We start from the raw sequence: 19,986 nt of genomic DNA on the forward strand, positions 1-19,986 counted from the left end.
TTACGAGGAGTAGAGGTCCCCCTCCACAGGCTGACAGGGCCGTCCCAGCCCCCGTGAGAGTATTCTACATGCTGAGATGCAGTCTCTTAACGGGTCATCAAACGACAGACCTTCAGAAGTCCCCTTGGGGCTCACCCTAACCACTCTCCTACCAGCTCTTTCAGCCTTGTAGGAGAGCAGCTGGATGAACTTGCCCCAAGAGGCATCTAATATACGTTGAGCAAGCGTTTTACCTGCTCTAACCATGTTTTGAATTCGTAGATCTTCGACGGCTATGACATCGTAGTTATCGACGTAAAAACGAGAAAGCTTATGTAAGAAGTCGTTGCGTTGATTGACAAGCTTCTCGTAAGCTTTTGCTAACTTGATTCTGCATTTTTCCCAGTTCTTTGAACCCTTTTGCTTCCTTGATAAATCCCTCTGAAGCCTTTTTATCCTCTTTAGTGTTTTCTCATAGAAGCAAGGATTCTCTACTTGTCTTCCATCGGTGTCTGCGAGGAAGTACCTTACTCCAACGTCTATTCCTACAACTTTGCCAGTTGGTGCTAGAGGCTTGGCCCCAACTTCTGCCTGAACTATTGCAAACCACTTTCCAGATTTCGTTCTCTTGATTATTACACCCTTGACCTTGCCTTCAATGCAACGGTGAATCCTAATCGGAATTTCGCCAACCTTTGACAGGATTAGTTTCTTCCTCTCAAAGTCTATCTTGAATCCCGACTGGTTGAAGTTTAGGGTTTTGAAGGAGTTTCCTGTCTTATACCTTAGCCATCCAACCTTCTTTCCGTTTTCCCTTAGTTTAGCCAACGCTTTTATGTTTGCCCATAGCTGATAGTTCACCATCTGCAGGACTTTGGAGTAGACCTTGTTCAAACTGGGGTTTTCTTCCTTGAGCTTTACGATGAGAGCTTGAGTATCCGTTTGCTTTATCTTTCTTCCTTCTTTCTTTGCTTTGTTGACTTCTTCAAGTAAGCGGTTGTAAAGCCATCTGCATATTTCGAGTTGTTCATTCAGTTTAGCTTGAATCGCTTTTGAAGGGTATATGCGGAATTTGTAGCTAATCAGCATTCACTCACCCTGCGATTCCACGTATCTTTTCAGAACATCCAAAGTTACCTGCCCACTGGTTGCCAAGAAGTATGAAGGTGACCAGAAAACGTTCTTCCACAGCTTCTTCTTTACCTCTGGAAAATTTCGCCTTATTTCTCTTGAAGTTATTGTTTTCAGAGCGTTGATGTACTTGGGAATGTTCAGTGTTGGCTTTGCTTTGAAGAGGATGTGAACGTGATCGACATCGCATTCTATGGCAAGAACTTCAACCTCAAACGTTTCTGAGATTTCGTGAATTTTCTGTTTTAGGAAGTCTATAATTCTATCATTTGTAAATACTTTCCTGCGATATTTTACTACGAAGATGAGGTGATAGTGAAGAGAGTAGACAGAGTGAGCATCTCTGTCGAGTTTGTATTTCATAGTTTTTAGTTTTTTGCTAAAACTATATAAAATTTACCTCCAGCCTCCCCCTCCCGCCTCCCCTGCTGTATCCTCTCGCTTGCGCAAGGGGACTTAGCAGCAACAGAAAGTTAAAAGATTTTACACGTCTACTACCGAAACTACTATTACGGAGATGAGAATGATATTTTATGCTACACAGCTATTCCGTCAGTTCTGTTTAAAGAATGGAATAAATGTGGCGAAGCTTTAATCTTGACGGATTTTCTCATAATTACTACACCTCCTTATTTATTTTCGGATCTCTCCAACTCCTCCATCATCTTCAGCAGAACCTCTTTAAGCTCAGGAAGCTGTCTCTTTACAATCACCCAGACAACTTCAAGATCTACCGCAAAATAACCGTGAATCACAACATTTCTCAGCCCTACAACTCTTTTCCACGGTATTTCTCCATATTTTGAGCGAAGGTCTTCAGGGATGTTTTTTGCAGCTTCTCCTATGATTTCAAGATTTCTTAAAACTGCATCAACAACCATATCTTCTCTCATAAAATCCTCTAAATCTTCAATCGAGGATGTGTACCGTTCAATCTTCTCAATTGCTTCCAGCATATCCTGAACAAACAGCTCTGGAGTTCGTTTAGACATAAACAACCTCCCTTTCTATGGATTTCCACAACAATGGCTTTCTCATCGCAGCATTTTTCGTCACAACATCAACCCTAACCCCAAGCAGTTCTTCAAGAAATTCCTTCAAATCTACTATTTCCCAGCCTACAGGTTCGGAAAATTCAACTATGATGTCAATATCGCTTGTCTCCTTTTGCTCCCCCCTCGTTACAGAACCAAATACGCCTATACTTTTAACTTTAAACCTCTCTTTCAGAATTCTATCGTTCTCCTTCAGTATCTGGATTACCTCCTCGAGGTTTTTCATAACTTTATTTGATTCCCTTCCATACATTACCTTTCCCCCGTTATGGCAGAAACAATAGTTCCCGCAACATGTCCACATACTTGGAAGAGATTTGGTGAAAAACTATATCATGTTTTCCAAATTTTTAGCCACAAGATTTGGATTAGATGAAACAGGAAAAGTGAATCACCCCTCGCTCGCGAGGCTGTCCAGCAATTCAAATTTGTGAGAAAAAAGAGGTCGCTCAGGCCTGCAATTTAAAAATAAACGGGATGAATTATTATTCTCAGTAATTGTCGGACAGCCTCTTTCAGCGGGGAGCTTTCTTAGCTTTCTTAGCGACTTTTTGTAATAGATCAACCATACTGAATCTCCTGAACTTGCTGGATATTACTGAATGATATTTTCAGAGTTCAGAAAGTTAAATCTTAAATATATCTATATCAATACACAAAATTATGGCAAAAACAATAGCCGTGTCAGATGATGTTTACGAGATGCTCTCAAAGACGAAGATGAAAGGTGAATCTTTCAGCGATGTGATCAAAAGACTGCTGAAAAGGCAGAAGATAAGTGATATTCCGAAGATACTCGATGATAGCGAGGCAGACAAAATCAAGGAGCTTATTGAGAGGCAGAAAGAGGTTGATCTGGCAAGGCTTAAGGGGTTGCTGTAATGTGGCTCTTCGACACCTCTTTTGTTATAGACCTCTTCAAACACGACAAAAAGGCGTTGAAGAAGGCTGAAGAGACTGATTCCTCACCATCAATTAAAGCCATCTCGGTTGTAACCGCACATGAAGTGCTGAGGGGCTTACACTACATAGGAGACGAGGAGAAGTTAAAGCTTGGCGAAGCTTCGCTATCAAGATTCGAGATTATACCCTACACCTATGAAATAGCAAAGAGGGCAGCAGAAATCGACGCTTCTCTCATAAAGAAGGGTGAAATGCTACCATTCCCTGATGTTGTTATTGCCGCTACAGCCATAACCTACGATTTAAGTCTCGTAACCAGAGAGGATCATTTTAAAAGAATTGAGGGGCTTGAAGTTGAAGAGTATTAGGTGATTTTATGAGGAAAGAGCTAGTCTAGACCGAAGAACCAATGGTTAAAAAACTTGAAAGCTTCGGCTGGAAGTTCATTCCCTCGGATAAACTGATCGAAGATTATTCCGAGCCCCTGATAACCTCCATCCTGAAATCAGCCATCAGGAGATTAAACAGCGTGAATGATGAAGAGGTTATAAAGTTCCTCAAAACGAGGTTTTTCGATGTTGAAGGATGCAAGGCCATCCTTGAAGCACTAGGTGTTCGTAGAGAGACAGAGAAACAGAGGCCATAAATATCAATCAAATCAAAGATCAAAACCACAATTTATCTTCCCGTTGCTTGCAAGGGCCCTTCCAAAAGTGGCTGCCCAGCAAGTCAAATTTGCGTGAAAAAGGAGCTCGCTCAGGCTTGCAATTTAAAAATAAACGGGATGAATTATTATTCCCAGTAATTGCTGGACAGCTTCGCAAAGGCGGGGTGATTCACCCATCGGATAGGACAGTAGTCTTCTTTCGGCAAGCTGTGAACTACCACCGTCTAAAGACGGTGGCTTCTCCCCTCGCACGCTGAATCGCTAACAAGTACGCTGTATACTGGGGGAGTTTCGGGCTGGTTCACATCAGCCCTGCTCCTCAGCATATAGCCGAGGAGCCTGTTACCTATATTCACACTACCGTTTAAATCTCGATTGTACTCCAACCCACAGTCTTTGCATTTGAACATCCTCTTTCTGACAACAGTGTTCGTTGAACCACATCTCCAGCATTGCTTTGATGTCCACGCCTCATTTACAATAGCTACTGGTATCCCAGCCCACAGGGCTTTGTAAAGCAACATGTGCTTTACTTTAAACGATGGCATTGTGTGTACCTTGCGGTTGTTCTTCCTGCATCTTGGTTTGCCCTTGATGTGGGGTTTTCTTACGTTCTTGAGATCACCAAAGACAATGATTGGTTCGAAACCCTGTTGTTTGAGTTCAATAGCTCTGTCCACGATTGAACGGGTTGCTTTGTGCAGAACGTCTGCCACCTTTCTCGACTCCTTGTTACCTAATTGCTTAATCCATTTCACAGCATGCTTTATCTTCTTTCTCCCCACCGACTTCCTAACCCAGTTGTAGTGTGTCCTTATTGCTCTTATTTCTTTACCTAAGAATTTCACATTCCTTCTCTGCATTCCAAAACCCCACAGCTCCACAGAAGCTATGGGGTTTGCTTCTCCTATGTCGATTGCTATAACCACGGTGCGTTCGTTAACTGTAAATGAAGGAGGAATATACAAAACGCAATCAGAAGTTTCAACTTTGACGAAGCCAATTTCCCTTTGAATGGTTAGATGTAAGTAGAACTCACCATTCCTTCTAAACAACTTTGATTCGCAGATTTCGACATCTTCGGGAATGTCCCGATGTGGCTTTATGGCAACCCATATCCCACCCCTTCTACCAGCAACAGGGATGCGAGCCCAGTACTTGGCAATTTTTGTGTTCTTGCGTTCAACTTTAATCAAATCCTTGCGTATGCTCAAGGGATACTCCTTGTCGGGTTTAACTTTCTTGTAGTAACGCTTTGCCTGTTGCTTATTTGCAGAATAGAGCTTAACAGAGTTATCACCCTGAAGGAACTTCTGAAGGTTTTCGTATTCCTGTGTAAGCAGTTCACGCTTAACCCTGGTGAGGTGAACGACCTTGCACTTGATGACCTTCTGTACCTTCACACCTATAGGTAGAAAGATTTAAGTATTTAAAATTTGCTACCTATAGGTATGGGAAGAAAGAGTTCAGCAGTATACGAGATTAACTACCACATCGTGTGGTGTCCGAAGTACAGAAAGCCAGTACTGGTTGATGAGGTTAGGGAGTTTCTGGAGGAGCAGATTAAAACAATAGCGGAAACCAAGGGTTGGGAGATTATTGAGCTTGAAGTCATGCCTGACCACATTCACCTCTTCATCTCTGCTCCGCCTTTTGAAGCTCCAACGAACATAGTCAAGATTCTGAAAGGGGTGACTGCGAAAAGATTGTTTGAGAAATTTCCTGAACTAAGGGAGAAAGAGCTCTGGGGTGGCCATATATGGTCGCCAAGCTACTACGTTGGTACAGCAGGACATGTTTCGGCAGAAACCATTAAAAAGTACATTGAAGGAGTGAAAAATCGTGGTAGAAGCCGCAATTCATCCACCGGTTAAAATCGGTGGTCTTCTTGCGGCAAAATCCTATAAAAAATAAAAAAGCTAATATGCGTATATCTTTCCGTAAGGTCTTTTAGATACAGGAATCAGCTTGAGGAAGTTGCCTTCCATAATTTTCTCCTTGTCCCTGTTGAAGTACTCACAGTACTTCCCGACATGCTCCTCGACGAACTTCCAGTCCTCTTTCTCCATCTCAACTATTCCTACTTCCTTCCCGAGCTGGTACTTCTCAACCTTGCCCCTCAGATATATAACCCCGCCATGCATTCCGGTGCCTATATAGTATGCCTTGTGCTTTTCTCCCTCCTTCAGCGTTAGACCGAGCAGGATAACTCTCCCTCCTGCCATGTACTCTCCAAAGAAGTCCTGAGATGTTCCGCCTATAACTAAAACGGGAACTTTGTTTATGTACTCCTTCATGTGGATTGCTGTTCGGTAACCAACATTGTCCCTAATATATATCTTCCCTCCTCTCATCGACATTGCAACAACATCTCCAGCCCTTCCATGAATAATTATCTCTCCATCGTCCATCGTGTTGCCAACACCATCCTGAGCATTTCCATGAACGATTATTCTGTGACCATCCAGAAATGCCCCGAGATCGTTTCCGGGTGTTCCCTCAATGTGTATCTCAAGCTTTGGAGCGGGACTTGGAAGGTGCAGCCTTGTGCCTATGTACCTCTGCCCCACAGTATTTATAACACGAACCTTCTTTACTCCATTCAGGGCAGCATACCTGAGCAGATCATTAACTTCCTTGTGTTTGAGCTCCTTGGCGTCGATAACAGCCTCCTCACCCTCAATCTGGATGTACTTCAGTATCTTTTCAAGGGGTCTAACTCCCTCAAGGAACATATCCCTTAAAGAGAACTTGGCTATCGAAACCATAATACCACCTCTACTCTCCTGCACCCTTAACTCCGAGCACCCTGAGTTCCCATTCCTCCAGTCCAACTCCTCTCAGATGATCCCTGTTGCCTCTAACGCTCTCAATGGCGTTTATTCCCATACCTCCGAGCATCTCCTTGATCTCATTGCTCCAGCCCTTCAGGAGGTTGTACAGCCTCCTGCTCGCAATCTCCGGATTTAGCCTCTTTGTGAGGTATGGATCCTGCGTGCATATACCCCATGCACACTTTCCTGTGTAGCATTTCTGACATAATGTGCATCCCATCGCTATGAGCGCTGGAGTTCCGATGTACACAGCATCTGCTCCAAGCGCGATTGCCTTCAGCACATCCGCACTGTTTCTGAATCCTCCAGCGACAAGTATCGACGCTTTGTGCCTGATTCCTTCCTCTCTCAGCCTCTGATCTACCGAGGCTAAAGCCAGCTCTATCGGAATTCCGACATTATCTCTTATTATCTTGGGTGCAGCACCTGTACCACCTCTGAGCCCGTCAATCGCTACTATGTCCGCTCCAGCCCTGACTATTCCGGATGCTATTGCAGCAACATTGTGCACGGCTGCGATCTTAACGCTTACGGGCTTTTCATAGTTGGTTGCCTCCTTCAGCGCATAGATCAGCATCGAGAGATCCTCTATCGAATAGATATCATGCTGTGGGGCGGGTGAGAGAGCATCAGTCCCTTCGGGAATCATCCTCGTCTCGGATATTCTTATGCTGACTTTCTCCCCCGGCAGATGGCCTCCTATTCCCGGCTTCGCACCCTGACCTATCTTGATCTCAACCACGGCAGAGACATTCAGGTAATCGGGATCCACACCAAACCTCCCGCTCGCTACCTGTACTATAGCATTTCCACCATATTCCTCTCTCAAACTCTTTGGCAAACCACCCTCTCCGGTGTTGAAGAGGGTTCCGAATTCCTTGGATGCCATTGCCAGAGATTTGAACGCGTTGTAGCTTATAGCTCCATATGACATCGCCGAGAAGACTATTGGCGTCTCGAGCATAACATTCGGATGCAGTTCGGTTGCGATCTCAACATCCTCATAGTCCTCGCTGTACTTTATCTCCAGTCCATCAGGCTTTCTTCCGAGGAAAGTTCTGAGCTCCATTGGCTCTCTCAATGGATCTATCGATGGATTTGTAACCTGAGAGGCGTTAAGCACGAGATGATCCCAGTATATTCTATAAGGCTTATCGTTACCACTTCCGGTTAGAATAACTCCTCCGGTTTCAGCCTGCTTCTTCAAATCCTGGATTCTCTCTCTCGTCCAGTTGGCGTTGGGGCGGTATGTGGAGGGATGGGGTCTGACAGTAAGGGCATTTGTTGGGCAGAAAACAACACACCTCTGGCACCCAACACAAACATACTCATCGTGAAACATCCTATCCAGTTCGGGATCATACCTGTGCCCTTCCTGAGAGCACTGCCTCTCACAGACCCTGCATCTTATACATCTCTCATCATCTCTTTCTATGATGAATTCGGGAAGCATGTAAGTTTTCATTTCCATCATATCACCCTCAAATCGACTCCTTAAGGCTCTTCAGATGATCCTTCCTGTTCAGCCTGACAACAACCGGCTCTCCACCTCTCGGCGTCCAGACCATGTCGAGATCAGGAGATACAGCCCTGATACCTGCTTCCTCAGATGAAAGGAAGACGAAGTCGCCTTTGGCTCCAGCAGTGATTGGCCTGAGCCTTATTCTGTCGGTTATGCCGAACATCTCTCCATGGTGAGCCACGATAACGGTAAAAGGCCCGTTGATCAGCAGAGGAGCGTAAACCATCCTGAGGGTTGTGTACAGCTTCTTCTTTTTCTCCTCCATGTGCTCTATCTGATCCCACATCGGTGCTGCGAAAATTTTCGAAACTATCTCTATAGGCAATCCCTGCCTCCTCATAAGCAAATCAACAGCATACGCCATAACCTCTGTGTCTGTAAAGAGCGTACAGTAGTATCCGAACATCTCCAGATACCTTCTGTTGGTTCCGTATGATGAGATCTCCCCGTTGTGCACCACAGTCCAGTCGAGAATGCTGAATGGGTGTGCTCCACCCCACCATCCGGGTGTGTTGGTCGGGAATCTGCTGTGGGCTGTCCACATGTAGCCCTTGTAAAGCTCGTCGAGCATGAAGAAGTCAGCAACATCCTCTGGGAATCCAACTCCCTTGAACACACCCATGTCCTTTCCGGATGAGAAAACATAAGCATCCTCTATCCGGGTATTGATGTGCATAACTTTCTCGACAACAAAATCATCATCGCTCAGCTTTTCTTCGGTATTTTTGGGAGCTACAAAATATCTCCACACCAGAGGTGGATAGGATACATCAGCAGATGGGTTTGTGGGAATCTCCTCATCGTGAACGATATCGAAGTTTTTAGAGAGGAATTCATCAACCTTCTTCTTTGCATCGAGGTTTCCATCCTGATACATTATGTGAAGGGCGTAATAGTCCTTGTATTCGGGATAGATGCCATAAACAGCAAATCCACCGCCAAGACCGTTTCCTCTGGCTTTCATGTTAGATATTGCCTTTATCGCCATTTCTCCTCCAAACCTCTCGCCCTTGATGTTCATAACACCGAACAGTCCACATGCTTCGATGTCCTTGTTCGGGAGGTACCTCTCACACCTGTTTATCTCAAACCTCATGCTTTCACCTCATATTATTCCGAGAACCACATCATCCTTCAGCAAATCCCATCTGATATGCTCTGGAAGCTTTGTGTATCCGAAGTCGTAGTCGAGGAGTCTTTCCTTGAACTCCGTGACATCTATCTTCCTCTTCATCAGGTTGAGGTATATTCCTGCCCTGTCAACCTTTCCCACAAGCACTATTCCCTTTATAAGCCCATCTTTGATTGCAATCCTTCTGTAAACCTTCCTTTCCGGATCAAATCTGATCAGAACCTCGTAGCCTTCCTTCTCCGCGATTTCATCCGTTATGTTGAGTCCGGCATTTATTATGTAAACATCGAAGAAGTGCATCGCGTTCATGGATGTGCCCTCAAACTCCGCACTCCCTCCAGCGATGTTCAGCCCGGCAACTCTTCCGCCATAATAAGCGTTGGGCCAGAGGGGCAGGAGTCTTCTGTCATCGATCATGAAGTCATAGACTTCTGCACAGTCACCGCACGCATAGACATCTTTGGCCGAGGTTTCCATCTTCCTGTTGACAACTATGCCACGATTAACCTCGATTTCACTATCTCTCACAAGATCTATATTCGGCACGACACCGACCGCAACAATCATGAGATCGCATTCAATCTCCCTGCCATCTGTGAGCGTTACGCTGTAAACCCTGTTGTTGCTGGAGTTCACCTTCTTTATTGTCAGGCCTGTGTGGATGCTGACTCCATGCTCATCAAAAACCCTCTGGACTATCTCCGATGTTCTCTCGTCAACCACCGGGGCAAGAACCCTGTCTGCAAGTTCGATTACATGCACCTCCAAGCCCTTCTCCGCCAGAACCTCGGCAGCCATCAGCCCGATAACTCCTCCTCCAAGGATTACAGCCTTTTTTGCATCCTCAAGTTCCTTTTCGATGCCAAGGGCATCGTCCATCGTTACAAAGGAGAAGGCGTTCTCCAGTTTGGGATCAAAACCCTCCATTTGCGGGATGAATGGCTTTCCACCGGTGGCTATGAGAAGCTTGCCATACTCTATTTCCTCACCAGAATCGAGTATTACCTTCTTCTCGCTGACATTTATCGAAACTGCCCTCTTTCCGAGTATCGGCGTTACATCCATTTTCTCATAAAAGTCGGGTGGTCTGTAGTACATCTTCTCCCTGCTTATCCTCCCGGAGAGGTAGTAGGGGATCAGCGCCTTTGAATATGTGTGGTACTCCTCCTCAGATATGACCGCAATCGTCAAGTCCCTGTTTCTGCTCCTTATAGCCTCTATGCAACCTATACCACCGGCAGAATTTCCTATGACCACAACATCGAACTTCATTCTTCCCCTCCGGATATGTAAACCAGCGCATTATTGGGACACATCTTAACGCATGTGGGGAACTCAAGCCCCTCACACAGATCACATTTAACGATCTTCTTCTCCTCAAAATCTATCACAATGCTGCCATAAGGACAGGCCATCACACAGCTCAAGCATCCAACACACTTGCTTTCATCGTGCAAAACCTTTCCTGTTTCTGTATCCTTATACAGAGCACCGCTGATACAGGCGAAAACACAGTTAGGCTCATCACAATGTCTGCACTGGATGGCAAAGCACTCGGGCAGATTTTCATCAACAACTATTCTCGGCACAGGTTTCTTTTTCTCATACTTAAAGGCCTTCAGTATATCCCTCGTTCTTGAGTGTGCAACTGCACACCATATCTCACAGAGGTGGCAGCCAATACATACCTCTGGCTTTGCAACGACCTTTGGCAAACTCATCCCTCCTCGAAATCGCTCCAACTACCACAAAAATAACAGGGTTTTAAGTAACTTTCGAAATTTAATATCGTGACATTACAAGACATACTTATGCGTTTAAGCTAGTTGAAGTATATAAATATTATGGGTTTGGTATTTAGGAATCTATAATCAGTATCCCTATTACCTAAAAATTAAACATAATTTAAAATTAAAAAACTAAATAAGCAAGGCTCAAAGTTATACTGTGGATCTCCTTCCTCCATTAAAAAGGGGCATCCTTCCAGCACGGTGTTTAGCCCTAGAGGGTGTTCAAAGGCCTTTCCAGCCTTATCATCCACACTTCGGGCCACCCACGCTCCTGTCAATTCAGGAGCCGCAGGTCAAGCCTTGGCTATACTACAACGGGGGAGTCATATCCTTACGGGCTGTATCTCGCGGAAGTCGCGGGGATTAGCCCTTATAGTTTCCTAAAATCCTGGATCTTCTATGATCTTTATGCGTTTTTCCACTTATGAAAGAATTGAATCTGTCTATCCTTATCCCTTTTTTGTTGAGCCACGCCTGAAACTTGCCCGTCTCGTTTATGGCCTCTTCCAAGCCACGAAATCGAACTATTATGCAGAGGTTGTACTCGCTGCCGATGATCTCGAAAACATTTTCGACATAATCGAGTTTTTTCAAATGCTCGATGAGTGTTTCCATACCCTCCCTATCGTTGTGTATGCCGAGCAAAACAACACCCATGTAGTCCATCCCTATCTTCGCATAGTCAACCTTCCAGACTCCTTTTTTTACCTCTTTGATGTATCCATGAGATTCAAGAAGCTTCATTCTATTGTACACAGTCTTCGTCGAGACATTAAGGTCATAAGCAATCTCATCCTGTGTTTTTGAGTTTAAAATTCCCTCGATTATCTTGACATTTAACTCGTCCTCAATCAGATTCATGTTTCAGTATTCCAGAAAAAAACTATATTAAATTTGTCTATAAACTAGCAACTATTCCTCAAAATCGTCAAGCCATGCAGCAGTCTTGCTGACCTTTTTTCTGAACATCTTTCCGAGGTTGGAGGGGTCTTTGGCCTGATGGTATTTGAAGTACATGTAACCGTCCATAACCCCAATAATCTCAATCTTACCAGTAACATGAGACATTATGTATCTTATTCTCTTCGTGTGCCCGTTCAGATATTTCTTCGCTTCCTCCACAATCCAGTAGCCGTCATAGAGCGGAACCTGAAAGTGGCTCTTCACCCTCTTTACAGGTCTGCACTGGAATATGTAGTAAGGGATCACACCAATTCTGTTTATTACGTTCATCAGCTCTGCCAGAACCTTTCCTGAGTCGTTAACACCCTTAAGCAAAACCGTCTGGTTGCTGATTATAGTGTTAGCCTTTATCAGGGCATCTACAGCTCTCGTGGATTTATCAGTTATCTCCCTTGGATGATTGAACTGGGTTACGATGTAAACCCTCCTGTCCCTGGTTGAGTATTTCTGAAGAACCTCAGGCAGCTCCGGATCCATGAGTATTCTGTCAGGGAAGGTTACCGGAGTTCTCGTGCCGAACCTGACGAAATCCACATGCGGAATATCGGTTAGCTTGTACAGAAACTCCTCGATTACCTCCGTTGGAAGCAGGAACGGATCCCCGCCACTGACAAGAACATTGTTTATCTCCTTATGCTCCCTAATGTACTCAACCGCACCGTCCAGTCGTTCTATTGTCTCTTTAGTTGGAATGCCCACAAGCCTTTTCCTGAAGCAGTGCCTGCAGTACATCGCACATGCGTTTGTTGCGAGAATCAACGCTGTCTGGGCATACTTATGCTGCAAGCCCGGTAGCTTCGTGTTCTGACTCTCACCACTTGTATCATATTCTCCAGCGAGGTCGAGCTCCTTTACGGATGGAACTGCCATCTTCCTGATGGGGTCATCGGGATCGTTTGGATCTATCAGTGAGAGATAGTATCTAGATATTGACATCGGATGAGCCTGAATCACCTCCTCCAGCCTCTCCTTCTCTTCTGGAGAGAGGGGGATGTATTTTTCGAGTTCCTCAATCTCGGTAATGTTCTGTCTGAGTTCTTCTACCCATGTCACTTTATCACCTCCATAAAAGCAGGGAATTCCTTTTAAACCGAATTATCCCTATCTCGGCCTTTTTTTATAAAATTCGCCTTACTTTTACTTGAATGTTACTAAAAAGATATATAAAATCTTCGATTGTCAAACAGGAGCAAGCGGTTATTCATCGGTTAATTTGATTTTATTGCTTGTTCGAATTCCGAAAGATTTTCGATCGCTTGCAGGTTTTTCATGTTTTAAGGAGTAAAAGTGCTGAATAATACCTGATACAGGAATTGCATTACTGTTTGAATACCAATAAATCGAAAAAGCTAAATATTAAAATTATAACCTTTTATATGGTGAAATAATGGACTTCTCGTTCAATGAGGAGCATAGGATGTTGAGGGATGCGGTAAGAGAGTTCGCCGAGAAGGAAATAATGCCTTATGGCAGGGAATATGATGAGAAAGCAGAATATCCATGGGAGATTTTCAGAAGGGCTGCCAAACTTGGATTTGTTGGGGCTGACATTCCGGAAGAGTATGGCGGGGCGGGAATGGATTTCATATCGATACCCATTATCTGCATGGAGCTTACGAGAGCGGACAGCGGGATAGGATCGGCAATAGCAGCCTCAACTCTCGGATGCCCGATGGTGAAGTACTTCGGAACTGAGGAGCAGAAGGAGAGGTATTTGAGGGCTGTTGCTGAGGGAAAAACAACATCTGCAATAGCCATCACCGAGCCCGATGCTGGAAGTGATGTTAACAGCATAAAAACCAGGGCGGAGAAGGTTGAAGGGGGATACATCCTCAACGGCTCCAAGACATTCATAACCAACGGGGGCATATCAGACTGGGTGGTGGTTATAGCGAGAACAGACTTAAACGCCAAGCCTGCATACAAGGGCTTTTCTGCACTTGTTGTTGAGAAATCGATGGAAGGGTTTGAGACAAAGCCGATAAAGAAAATGGGTCTGAACTGCCATGATACCTCCGAGCTGTACTTCAGGAATGTTTTTATCCCGCAGGAAAATCTCGTTGGAACAGAGAACTTTGGATTCTACCAGCTAATGCGATTCTTCAACGAGAGCAGGATTCTCGTTGGTGCCATCCAGCTTGGAATTGCCATAGGTGCCTACGAAAGAGCCTTGCAGTACGCAAAGGAGAGAAAAGCCTTTGGCAAGCCCCTCATAGAGCATCAGGCAATCCAGTTCAAGTTAGCAGATATGTTCACGGCAATAGAGTCGGCTAAGCTGTTAATTTTCAAGGCTGCATATCTGGTTGACAAGGGTGAGCCAAATCCTGCATTAAGCAGTGCTGCGAAGCTGTACGCGAGTGAGACTGCGATAAAGGTTACCTATGAGGCTGTTCAGGTGTTTGGTGGGTATGGGTTCAGCAAGGAGTACGATGTTGAGAGGTACTACAGGGATGCAAGAGTGGGTACGATTTATGAGGGGACGAGCGAGATACAGAGGCTGATAATCGGAAGGTTTCTTGCTGGAAAGTTAGGGTTTTAGCCTTTAATTTTCAACAGGGGCTTTACAGCTTTACAAAAAATTTTTCTGGATTTTCAGTAGTGTTAACTGGTGCTGGAGAGTTTGTCACCCATTTGCAGCCCGCAGGGTTTTATTTTTCGATCAAAAATATGTACCAACAAAGTTAAATATCATAAAAAAGTCTTTCCTAAATCGAAAAGCATGTGCTGAGGGGGGCAGAAAGATCACCATACCACCATATTACCAACCCATAAAAAACAAAAAGAGGATCAACTCGAAAAAATTATATATCTCGCATTTAGTTTTACAATAAAAATAGCAGTAGTAAATAATCATTATTGGATCTAAATATCCCACATCTTAAACATAACTGAAAGAGGTTGAACCGGATGCCTTGTGTCCATGAGTCAAACAAAAAGGACTGGATGAAGACGCAGAACGGCATTATAAAACTCCATCCTTACTGCAACAAATGTGGATCAGTCGGAAACATTTCCTCCGACAGGGGTAAAAAGATAGGCTATTTTTTGATTGCCCTGTCAAGACTGAGAAAAATTCTGAAGGATAGGGGATACAAGGTATCCGAGGCTCAGATAAGGCTGATTGCAAAGGAGCTATCCAGTATAGAGGATTTTGACGATACCTGGTGGATAACCTTCTCAAGGCAGAAGGAGATTTTCATTTCAGTTGTCAGGAAGTACATCCGGGTTTCCACAGACCTTCTGGAGTCTGTGCTGAATAGTGAGTGGAGGTAACAAAGCAGAATGTAACAAAGGTAGGAACAAAGCGGAATAATTAATCAGATCAACAAAAAATAAAGGGCCTGTCCAGCAGAGACCGAGCCGACAGGCGATGAGGAGGGCTGGATAGGCGTAGTTGGGGCTATTGACTTCAGCTTTGACAGCAGAGGTCGGCTCCATCAACATCAAAAAAGACTTTTTTTGAGAGACTGTAAATAAGGTGAAAAAAGAACTGAGAATCATCAAAGGTGTTCATGATGCTGGTTATCCCCGTTTCTTCTGGGCTTAGCTGAATCACTTAAAATAGAGAGTTCTTTGCAGATGGCATTACTCTGAATGACGTGCAGGCTGTCGAAGTGCCTGTTGAAGATCTGGAGGATAAGATAAATGCTTTAATCGAGCTTGTAAAAAGAAAAAAGCCGGATAATGCCGAATTTGAGGCAATAAAGGTTGAGGATTATGATGGAGGTGTAATGAAGACCGAATCTTATTATTGATATATCCGGAATAATACTAAACGATGCTTGCGGCGTAATCTATCTTAAAATATAATATTACAGATCTCAAAAAATCCTACCCAAAATTATTTTTAATTGGCTGAGGTGAATATTGTAATGGCGGTTAAGATAACGATAACTGGCAAAGTTCACAATGCTGGCTATCGCTTGTTCCTTCTTGAGGAAGCAGATTATTTGTTCATTCCATATTTTGATGCAAGAAATGTTAAAATTAACGGGAGAGAAGCTTTAGTTGTTTTGGTTGATGGCGAAAAGGAGCAGATCGAAGAATTTCTGGAATTCATCAAATCAAACAAACCAGAGAATGCTGTGGTTGAAAAAATTCAGGTTGAAGAATATACTGGGAGAGTTAGAGATATTGAGAGGTTTAGGAGCAGCTTTAATACTGCTCAGCTGTCCAAGATCGTCCAGGTTGGCTTGAAGATGCTAGAAAAGCAGGATTCGATGTTGCAGAAGCAGGATATGATGCTCGAGAGACAGGATATGATGCTTGAGAAGCAGGACTCGATGTTGAAGAAACAGGATGAAACAATAAAGGAGATCAGAGGTACAAGAGAAGATCTGAAGAGTGAGATCAGAGAAGTAAATAAGAGTGTCAAGGAAGCTTCGTCAAAAATAGATAAAACAAATGAGCTGCTTGAGAATAGGTTTGAGAGGCTTGAAGAGGAAATTGAGAAGATAAAGAAAGCTTTGATTAAAGCAGGAATTGAACTGTGAACGATAGCATTTGTTTACGATGCAGTTATCATCGATTAAGAAGATGGGAAAGGACTTGGAAGAAAATATCAGAAGAAGTCAATGAATTAAGGTGGGAATATTGACTGCTCAATTCTCAAAAGATGAACTTGAGGAGCTAATCGAAAAAAGCTTAAAAGAAGTTTTGTTGAAGGCCTTTATGGAAGAAAGTGAGGAGATATGGAGAAAAAAATAATTTTAGTTCACAACAAGGAGATGGAAACTCTTGACATATGGTTTGATGATCCTCAGGAAGAATACGTTTGTGAGGAAGTGGGGGAGGAGATAATCCTAAAAAAGAGCAAGGAAGGGAAAGTAATAGGAATAGAAGTTCTTTACTTTACCGGGAAAGATATACCATTGGAGTTTAAGGCTATTGCTAAATCCAAAGTTTGATGAATAGAGTGGGACAACGCACCATACTAAGGTTTACACTCATCCACACCACAGACACCGATGTTGAGAATTTAATGCGGGATTTACCGAAATTGCTGGACTATATCGACAAGTTCATTTCAGAACACAGCTAACGGAATGATCACATGTTTAGTCGGGCGTTAGAAAATCTGCGTTTTATCAAGAATGCTAAAATTATGATGAAGCCTATAATTTCTGAGATGTTACGATTAAGGGTAAGAGAATTGATAGCGGAAGAAGAAAGCTTGGAGCTTTCATTGGTTACAATGTTAAGACGGGAATTAACGTTTCTATATATCCCGGTGTAAAAATTGGGAGTGATAGCTGGGTTGAAGCAGAAATTTTGGTTAAGAGAGAAGTTGAAAAAGGAAGTTTCGTTAAGAACCGGTTCTTCTGAGCGAGACGAAAATCATATCAATAAAATGAACGATAGTTTTTTAAGTTGAACGATCGTTCAACATATTATATGATCCAAGAATTTAGAAAATTTGTTGGATTCAAAGTGCTTGAATATTTCATCACTCATCAATCTGCAGAGGTGCACCTTAAAGAGCTGTCAAGGAGGCTGAAAATAAGTCCTGGAAGTGCAAAAACTTACTGTGACATCTTTGAGAGAGATTGTATATTGCGTGTTAAGAGAAAAGGCAATCTTAAACTCTTCACACTTAATAACGATGATTTTGCCGTAAGGGAATTGAAAAAAGCTTATTACGCAACCTTACTAAAGGAACTTGGCATTGAAAAAATAGCAGAGAACTGCATATCCCTTGCAATCTACGGTAGCTTTGCTTCAGGAAACTTTGATGAGATGAGCGATTTAGACATCCTGATTATAGGCGAAGAAGAGGATGTAAATAGAGATTTAATTCTTGAACTTCAGGAAAAACTGGGAAGAGAAATACAGCTCACGGTTTTACCGTATTACAGATGGGAGAAGATGAAAAAAGAGGGCAATAAATTTGCTGAAAGTGTTCTTAGAAACTACATTCTCATAAAAGGTGCGGAGCTATGAAATTTCAGGAATGCCTGGATAAGGGGCTGATAAAAAGAGATTCCAAGGCTGTTGAAAGCTGAAAACGCTGAAAATAGCAGAGAGATTTCTGAAATCTGCAAGAAAGAATATTGAAATCGAAGAATACGAAATGGCTGAAATCGCAGCGTATAACAGTGCATTTCACTCAGCGAGAGCTTTGCTTTTTGCGAAAGGTTACGTGGAAAGAAGTCATTATTGTCTTGGCCTTGCACTGAAGTATTTGTATAAGGAAAGGGATAAAATTCTTGAATTAATTAATACCTTCGACAAAATTAGACTTTCAAGACACAACATACAGTACGGTGGTTTACTTGTGAGCAGAGAAGAAGCAGAATTTGTCGTCGGGTTTGCAGAGGAATTCCTGAGAGTAGCTAGAGAGGAACTTGGAATCGTTTAGCTTGTGGAAATTACTCTCTCTTTTAAGAATATCAAGATTATAACAATGCCAATAACCTCTGAAATGAAGATGTGGGAAAGGGAAGGTGTGTATTCTGATATAATCCTCTCGATATACTCGTAAAAGCTTGAATGTTCTTTAGTCAAACAACTTCAATTCCAATCTGAAGAGCAAACATAAAGTCAGTTTGTAGTGTTATATAACCTTTTAATTTACTCATAAAAATAATCTAAGATAAAAATAATCTGTATGTGGGCTGAATTATGCCTGTACCGTTTCAAAAAACTTAAATTATCAGCAGTACAAATTGATTAGAGAAGAATGATCGCTGATTACCTGTTGGAGATATCCAGAAAAATTAAGGAAAGATTTGGTGACAAGGTGGAGAGAATTGTCCTGTTTGGTTCATACGCGAGAGGAGATTACAGTGCAGAGAGCGACATCGACATCCTCGTAGTGGTAAGAGACGATAGTATTGAAAACGACATTAGAAAAGTGATTTATTCGTTTATTCCTATAGCCAAAAGATTAATTTCGGTCAAAATACTTAGAATCGACAGGTATACAAAGATGAAAGAAATGAATCTATCATTTATTCGATCCGTAGAGAGGGAAGGGATAGTAATTGGATGAAATAACACTTAGAATTAAAAAAGCTGAGAAACTTCTCAGAGATGCTGAAAGTGAACTCAAAATGGGTATGTATGAACGATGCTGTAGCACAGCTTACTATGCAATGTTCCACGCATCTAAAGCCATGATTTTGAGTGTAGGTGAAGACTCCAGAACCCACAGGGGAACAATATTCCTGATCTGGAAAAACAAGGAGAAACTGGGACTCAATGAGGAGGATTGCATTAGACTCAGCAAGGCCTTTGATTTGAGGGAGGAAAGTGATTACGGAATTTTTCAGGAGATTTCAGAAGAGACGGCTACAGATATTCTCAAAGATGCAAGGGAATTCGTAAAAAAGGCAAAAGAATTTTTGATTAGCTGATGTGTGCTGGTACAGAATTTGTTGTTAAGTAACAGGAAGATAAAATTCTTGAATTAATTAATACCTTCGACAAAATTAGACTTTCAAGACACAACATACAGTACGGTGGTTTACTTGTGAGCAGAGAAGAAGCAGAATTTGTCGTCGGGTTTGCAGAGGAATTCCTGAGAGTAGCTAGAGAGGAACTTGGAATCGTTTAGCTTGTGGAAATTACTCTCTCTTTTAAGAATATCAAGATTATAACAATGCCAATAACCTCTGAAATGAAGATGTGGGAAAGGGAAGGTGTGTATTCTGATATAATCCTCTCGATATACTCGTAAAAGCTTGAATGTTCTTTAGCAGGAAAGTCGCCTAAAAGAGGCCAGAAGAATGTTTCTGGTTCGTTCCATAACTCATCTTCAATTAAATGGAGAAAAGATGCAAAGGATAAAAACAGGGATTTTCTGTATTTTAAGCCAATCAGGAGGAGAATGAGAATGAACAGCAGAGTATGTCCAAAAACTCTGCCGTTGTTTAATGGTAGCAGAATCATTCCCAATGGCTTATCTATTATGTCCGGAAGTAATGAACCTATGAATATCAGCCTGTAGTCCATCTAACTTTTGAACCTGGTTTCAAGTAAGTAGGCAATTCCGAGTGTAATTCCAATGTG

At 42.8% G+C, this 19,986-nt stretch carries 28 protein-coding genes; 14 read left to right on the plus strand and 14 right to left on the minus strand.

The features are described 5' to 3' along the window. The 4 genes from ASULF_RS00005 to ASULF_RS00020 form a co-directional block, all read right to left on the minus strand. Entirely contained in the window at positions 1-1,068 is a 1,068-nt protein-coding gene (locus ASULF_RS00005; protein ID WP_015589636.1) for an RNA-guided endonuclease InsQ/TnpB family protein, read from the minus strand. After that, positions 1,069-1,473 (minus strand): IS200/IS605 family transposase, encoded by a 405-nt coding sequence (gene tnpA, locus ASULF_RS00010; protein WP_015589637.1) that lies wholly within the window; start codon positions 1,471-1,473, stop codon positions 1,069-1,071. A 266-nt stretch (positions 1,474-1,739) separates the two neighbouring features. After that, the gene (locus ASULF_RS00015) at positions 1,740-2,102 is read right to left on the minus strand and encodes a HepT-like ribonuclease domain-containing protein (RefSeq protein ID WP_015589638.1); all 363 of its coding nucleotides are present in this window, start codon (positions 2,100-2,102) and stop codon (positions 1,740-1,742) included. Further along, positions 2,095-2,391: a nucleotidyltransferase family protein gene (locus ASULF_RS00020; RefSeq protein ID WP_048098166.1), complete on the minus strand. Its 297-nt coding sequence runs from the start codon at positions 2,389-2,391 to the stop codon at positions 2,095-2,097. The genes ASULF_RS00015 and ASULF_RS00020 overlap by 8 nt, the downstream gene beginning before the upstream one ends. A gap of 437 nt (positions 2,392-2,828) precedes the next feature. Here ASULF_RS00020 and ASULF_RS00025 point away from each other — a divergent pair, with 437 nt between their 5' ends. Genes ASULF_RS00025 through ASULF_RS00035 form a run of 3 tightly spaced genes read left to right on the plus strand, consistent with a single transcriptional unit; the run spans position 2,829 to position 3,714 of the window. Then, positions 2,829-3,047, plus strand: a complete 219-nt coding sequence (locus ASULF_RS00025) for an antitoxin VapB family protein (protein ID WP_015589640.1) — start codon at positions 2,829-2,831, stop codon at positions 3,045-3,047. Further along, entirely contained in the window at positions 3,047-3,436 is a 390-nt protein-coding gene (locus tag ASULF_RS00030; RefSeq protein WP_015589641.1) for a type II toxin-antitoxin system VapC family toxin, read from the plus strand. Before ASULF_RS00025 ends, ASULF_RS00030 begins: the two co-directional genes overlap by 1 nt. A 41-nt stretch (positions 3,437-3,477) precedes the next feature. Beyond that, complete coding sequence (locus tag ASULF_RS00035) at positions 3,478-3,714, plus strand: PDDEXK family nuclease (protein WP_015589642.1); 237 nt, start codon at positions 3,478-3,480, stop codon at positions 3,712-3,714. 245 nt (positions 3,715-3,959) lie between these two features. On the opposite strand, the gene ASULF_RS00040 is transcribed toward ASULF_RS00035, so the two are convergent. Further along, complete coding sequence (locus ASULF_RS00040) at positions 3,960-5,138, minus strand: RNA-guided endonuclease TnpB family protein (protein ID WP_015589643.1); 1,179 nt, start codon at positions 5,136-5,138, stop codon at positions 3,960-3,962. A 48-nt stretch (positions 5,139-5,186) separates the two neighbouring features. Here ASULF_RS00040 and tnpA (ASULF_RS00045) point away from each other — a divergent pair, with 48 nt between their 5' ends. Next, a complete protein-coding gene (gene tnpA / locus ASULF_RS00045) occupies positions 5,187-5,609 on the plus strand; it encodes an IS200/IS605 family transposase (RefSeq protein ID WP_015589644.1) in 423 nt (140 codons plus the stop codon). A 45-nt stretch (positions 5,610-5,654) separates the two neighbouring features. Here tnpA (ASULF_RS00045) and ASULF_RS00050 read toward each other — a convergent pair whose 3' ends face one another. The 8 genes from ASULF_RS00050 to ASULF_RS00080 form a co-directional block, all read right to left on the minus strand. Beyond that, positions 5,655-6,503, minus strand: a complete 849-nt coding sequence (locus tag ASULF_RS00050; RefSeq protein WP_015589645.1) for a GltB/FmdC/FwdC-like GXGXG domain-containing protein — start codon at positions 6,501-6,503, stop codon at positions 5,655-5,657. Between the two features lie 10 nt (positions 6,504-6,513). Further along, positions 6,514-8,040: a glutamate synthase-related protein gene (locus ASULF_RS00055; RefSeq protein WP_015589646.1), complete on the minus strand. Its 1,527-nt coding sequence runs from the start codon at positions 8,038-8,040 to the stop codon at positions 6,514-6,516. A 10-nt stretch (positions 8,041-8,050) separates the two neighbouring features. Continuing rightward, positions 8,051-9,187 (minus strand): class II glutamine amidotransferase, encoded by a 1,137-nt coding sequence (locus tag ASULF_RS00060; RefSeq protein WP_015589647.1) that lies wholly within the window; start codon positions 9,185-9,187, stop codon positions 8,051-8,053. A gap of 9 nt (positions 9,188-9,196) precedes the next feature. Then, the gene (locus tag ASULF_RS00065) at positions 9,197-10,495 is read right to left on the minus strand and encodes an NAD(P)/FAD-dependent oxidoreductase (RefSeq protein ID WP_015589648.1); all 1,299 of its coding nucleotides are present in this window, start codon (positions 10,493-10,495) and stop codon (positions 9,197-9,199) included. After that, positions 10,492-10,938 carry a 4Fe-4S dicluster domain-containing protein gene (locus tag ASULF_RS00070; protein ID WP_015589649.1) on the minus strand — a complete coding sequence of 149 codons (447 nt, stop codon included), beginning with the start codon at positions 10,936-10,938 and terminating at the stop codon, positions 10,492-10,494. The genes ASULF_RS00065 and ASULF_RS00070 overlap by 4 nt, the downstream gene beginning before the upstream one ends. A gap of 179 nt (positions 10,939-11,117) precedes the next feature. Further along, a complete protein-coding gene (locus tag ASULF_RS11820) occupies positions 11,118-11,264 on the minus strand; it encodes a hypothetical protein (RefSeq protein WP_169336367.1) in 147 nt (48 codons plus the stop codon). Between the two features lie 112 nt (positions 11,265-11,376). Next, entirely contained in the window at positions 11,377-11,874 is a 498-nt protein-coding gene (locus ASULF_RS00075; protein WP_015589650.1) for an HTH domain-containing protein, read from the minus strand. A gap of 51 nt (positions 11,875-11,925) precedes the next feature. Then, positions 11,926-13,029, minus strand: coding sequence for a KamA family radical SAM protein (locus ASULF_RS00080; protein ID WP_015589651.1), 1,104 nt, complete (start codon positions 13,027-13,029; stop codon positions 11,926-11,928). Positions 13,030-13,363: 334 nt separating this feature from the next. Here ASULF_RS00080 and ASULF_RS00085 point away from each other — a divergent pair, with 334 nt between their 5' ends. The 10 genes from ASULF_RS00085 to ASULF_RS12360 all read left to right on the plus strand — a co-directional run bounded on the left by ASULF_RS00085 (position 13,364) and on the right by ASULF_RS12360 (position 19,531). Further along, positions 13,364-14,515 carry an acyl-CoA dehydrogenase family protein gene (locus ASULF_RS00085; protein ID WP_015589652.1) on the plus strand — a complete coding sequence of 384 codons (1,152 nt, stop codon included), beginning with the start codon at positions 13,364-13,366 and terminating at the stop codon, positions 14,513-14,515. A gap of 368 nt (positions 14,516-14,883) precedes the next feature. Continuing rightward, positions 14,884-15,249, plus strand: a complete 366-nt coding sequence (locus ASULF_RS00090; RefSeq protein ID WP_015589653.1) for a hypothetical protein — start codon at positions 14,884-14,886, stop codon at positions 15,247-15,249. Between the two features lie 341 nt (positions 15,250-15,590). Continuing rightward, positions 15,591-15,731, plus strand: a complete 141-nt coding sequence (locus ASULF_RS11825) for a hypothetical protein (RefSeq protein ID WP_169336368.1) — start codon at positions 15,591-15,593, stop codon at positions 15,729-15,731. A 117-nt stretch (positions 15,732-15,848) separates the two neighbouring features. Further along, positions 15,849-16,469, plus strand: a complete 621-nt coding sequence (locus ASULF_RS00095; protein ID WP_015589655.1) for an acylphosphatase — start codon at positions 15,849-15,851, stop codon at positions 16,467-16,469. A 198-nt stretch (positions 16,470-16,667) separates the two neighbouring features. Beyond that, entirely contained in the window at positions 16,668-16,883 is a 216-nt protein-coding gene (locus ASULF_RS00100) for a DUF2283 domain-containing protein (protein WP_015589656.1), read from the plus strand. A gap of 487 nt (positions 16,884-17,370) precedes the next feature. Continuing rightward, positions 17,371-17,916, plus strand: a complete 546-nt coding sequence (locus ASULF_RS00110) for a nucleotidyltransferase family protein (RefSeq protein WP_015589657.1) — start codon at positions 17,371-17,373, stop codon at positions 17,914-17,916. Positions 17,917-18,031: 115 nt separating this feature from the next. After that, positions 18,032-18,334 carry a HEPN domain-containing protein gene (locus ASULF_RS00115; RefSeq protein WP_236609731.1) on the plus strand — a complete coding sequence of 101 codons (303 nt, stop codon included), beginning with the start codon at positions 18,032-18,034 and terminating at the stop codon, positions 18,332-18,334. A gap of 321 nt (positions 18,335-18,655) precedes the next feature. Further along, positions 18,656-18,967: a nucleotidyltransferase domain-containing protein gene (locus tag ASULF_RS00120; protein WP_015589659.1), complete on the plus strand. Its 312-nt coding sequence runs from the start codon at positions 18,656-18,658 to the stop codon at positions 18,965-18,967. Next, complete coding sequence (locus tag ASULF_RS00125; protein ID WP_015589660.1) at positions 18,960-19,331, plus strand: HEPN domain-containing protein; 372 nt, start codon at positions 18,960-18,962, stop codon at positions 19,329-19,331. The genes ASULF_RS00120 and ASULF_RS00125 overlap by 8 nt, the downstream gene beginning before the upstream one ends. 95 nt (positions 19,332-19,426) lie before the next feature. Next, positions 19,427-19,531 (plus strand): hypothetical protein, encoded by a 105-nt coding sequence (locus tag ASULF_RS12360; protein WP_330217186.1) that lies wholly within the window; start codon positions 19,427-19,429, stop codon positions 19,529-19,531. On the opposite strand, the gene ASULF_RS00130 is transcribed toward ASULF_RS12360, so the two are convergent. Then, positions 19,528-19,929, minus strand: coding sequence for a metal-dependent hydrolase (locus tag ASULF_RS00130; RefSeq protein ID WP_015589661.1), 402 nt, complete (start codon positions 19,927-19,929; stop codon positions 19,528-19,530). The two genes, ASULF_RS12360 and ASULF_RS00130, sit on opposite strands and share 4 nt — an antisense overlap. Between the last annotated feature and the right edge of the window lie 57 nt (positions 19,930-19,986).

This window comes from Archaeoglobus sulfaticallidus PM70-1 (assembly GCF_000385565.1).
GTDB classification, from domain to species: domain Archaea; phylum Halobacteriota; class Archaeoglobi; order Archaeoglobales; family Archaeoglobaceae; genus Archaeoglobus_A; species Archaeoglobus_A sulfaticallidus.

Excerpts from the sequence above, each read along its gene's own strand:
- ASULF_RS00005 (WP_015589636.1), bottom strand. The coding sequence starts at position 1,068 with ATGCTGATTAGCTACAAATTCCGCATATACCCTTCAAAAGCGATTCAA.
- tnpA (WP_015589637.1), bottom strand. The coding sequence starts at position 1,473 with ATGAAATACAAACTCGACAGAGATGCTCACTCTGTCTACTCTCTTCAC.
- ASULF_RS00015 (WP_015589638.1), bottom strand. The coding sequence starts at position 2,102 with ATGTCTAAACGAACTCCAGAGCTGTTTGTTCAGGATATGCTGGAAGCA.
- ASULF_RS00020 (WP_048098166.1), bottom strand. The coding sequence starts at position 2,391 with ATGAAAAACCTCGAGGAGGTAATCCAGATACTGAAGGAGAACGATAGA.
- ASULF_RS00025 (WP_015589640.1), top strand. The coding sequence starts at position 2,829 with ATGGCAAAAACAATAGCCGTGTCAGATGATGTTTACGAGATGCTCTCA.
- ASULF_RS00030 (WP_015589641.1), top strand. The coding sequence starts at position 3,047 with ATGTGGCTCTTCGACACCTCTTTTGTTATAGACCTCTTCAAACACGAC.
- ASULF_RS00035 (WP_015589642.1), top strand. The coding sequence starts at position 3,478 with ATGGTTAAAAAACTTGAAAGCTTCGGCTGGAAGTTCATTCCCTCGGAT.
- tnpA (WP_015589644.1), top strand. The coding sequence starts at position 5,187 with ATGGGAAGAAAGAGTTCAGCAGTATACGAGATTAACTACCACATCGTG.
- ASULF_RS00050 (WP_015589645.1), bottom strand. The coding sequence starts at position 6,503 with ATGGTTTCGATAGCCAAGTTCTCTTTAAGGGATATGTTCCTTGAGGGA.
- ASULF_RS00055 (WP_015589646.1), bottom strand. The coding sequence starts at position 8,040 with ATGGAAATGAAAACTTACATGCTTCCCGAATTCATCATAGAAAGAGAT.
- ASULF_RS00060 (WP_015589647.1), bottom strand. The coding sequence starts at position 9,187 with ATGAGGTTTGAGATAAACAGGTGTGAGAGGTACCTCCCGAACAAGGAC.
- ASULF_RS00065 (WP_015589648.1), bottom strand. The coding sequence starts at position 10,495 with ATGAAGTTCGATGTTGTGGTCATAGGAAATTCTGCCGGTGGTATAGGT.
- ASULF_RS00075 (WP_015589650.1), bottom strand. The coding sequence starts at position 11,874 with ATGAATCTGATTGAGGACGAGTTAAATGTCAAGATAATCGAGGGAATT.
- ASULF_RS00085 (WP_015589652.1), top strand. The coding sequence starts at position 13,364 with ATGGACTTCTCGTTCAATGAGGAGCATAGGATGTTGAGGGATGCGGTA.
- ASULF_RS00090 (WP_015589653.1), top strand. The coding sequence starts at position 14,884 with ATGCCTTGTGTCCATGAGTCAAACAAAAAGGACTGGATGAAGACGCAG.
- ASULF_RS00095 (WP_015589655.1), top strand. The coding sequence starts at position 15,849 with ATGGCGGTTAAGATAACGATAACTGGCAAAGTTCACAATGCTGGCTAT.
- ASULF_RS00100 (WP_015589656.1), top strand. The coding sequence starts at position 16,668 with ATGGAGAAAAAAATAATTTTAGTTCACAACAAGGAGATGGAAACTCTT.
- ASULF_RS00110 (WP_015589657.1), top strand. The coding sequence starts at position 17,371 with ATGATCCAAGAATTTAGAAAATTTGTTGGATTCAAAGTGCTTGAATAT.
- ASULF_RS00120 (WP_015589659.1), top strand. The coding sequence starts at position 18,656 with ATGATCGCTGATTACCTGTTGGAGATATCCAGAAAAATTAAGGAAAGA.
- ASULF_RS00130 (WP_015589661.1), bottom strand. The coding sequence starts at position 19,929 with ATGGACTACAGGCTGATATTCATAGGTTCATTACTTCCGGACATAATA.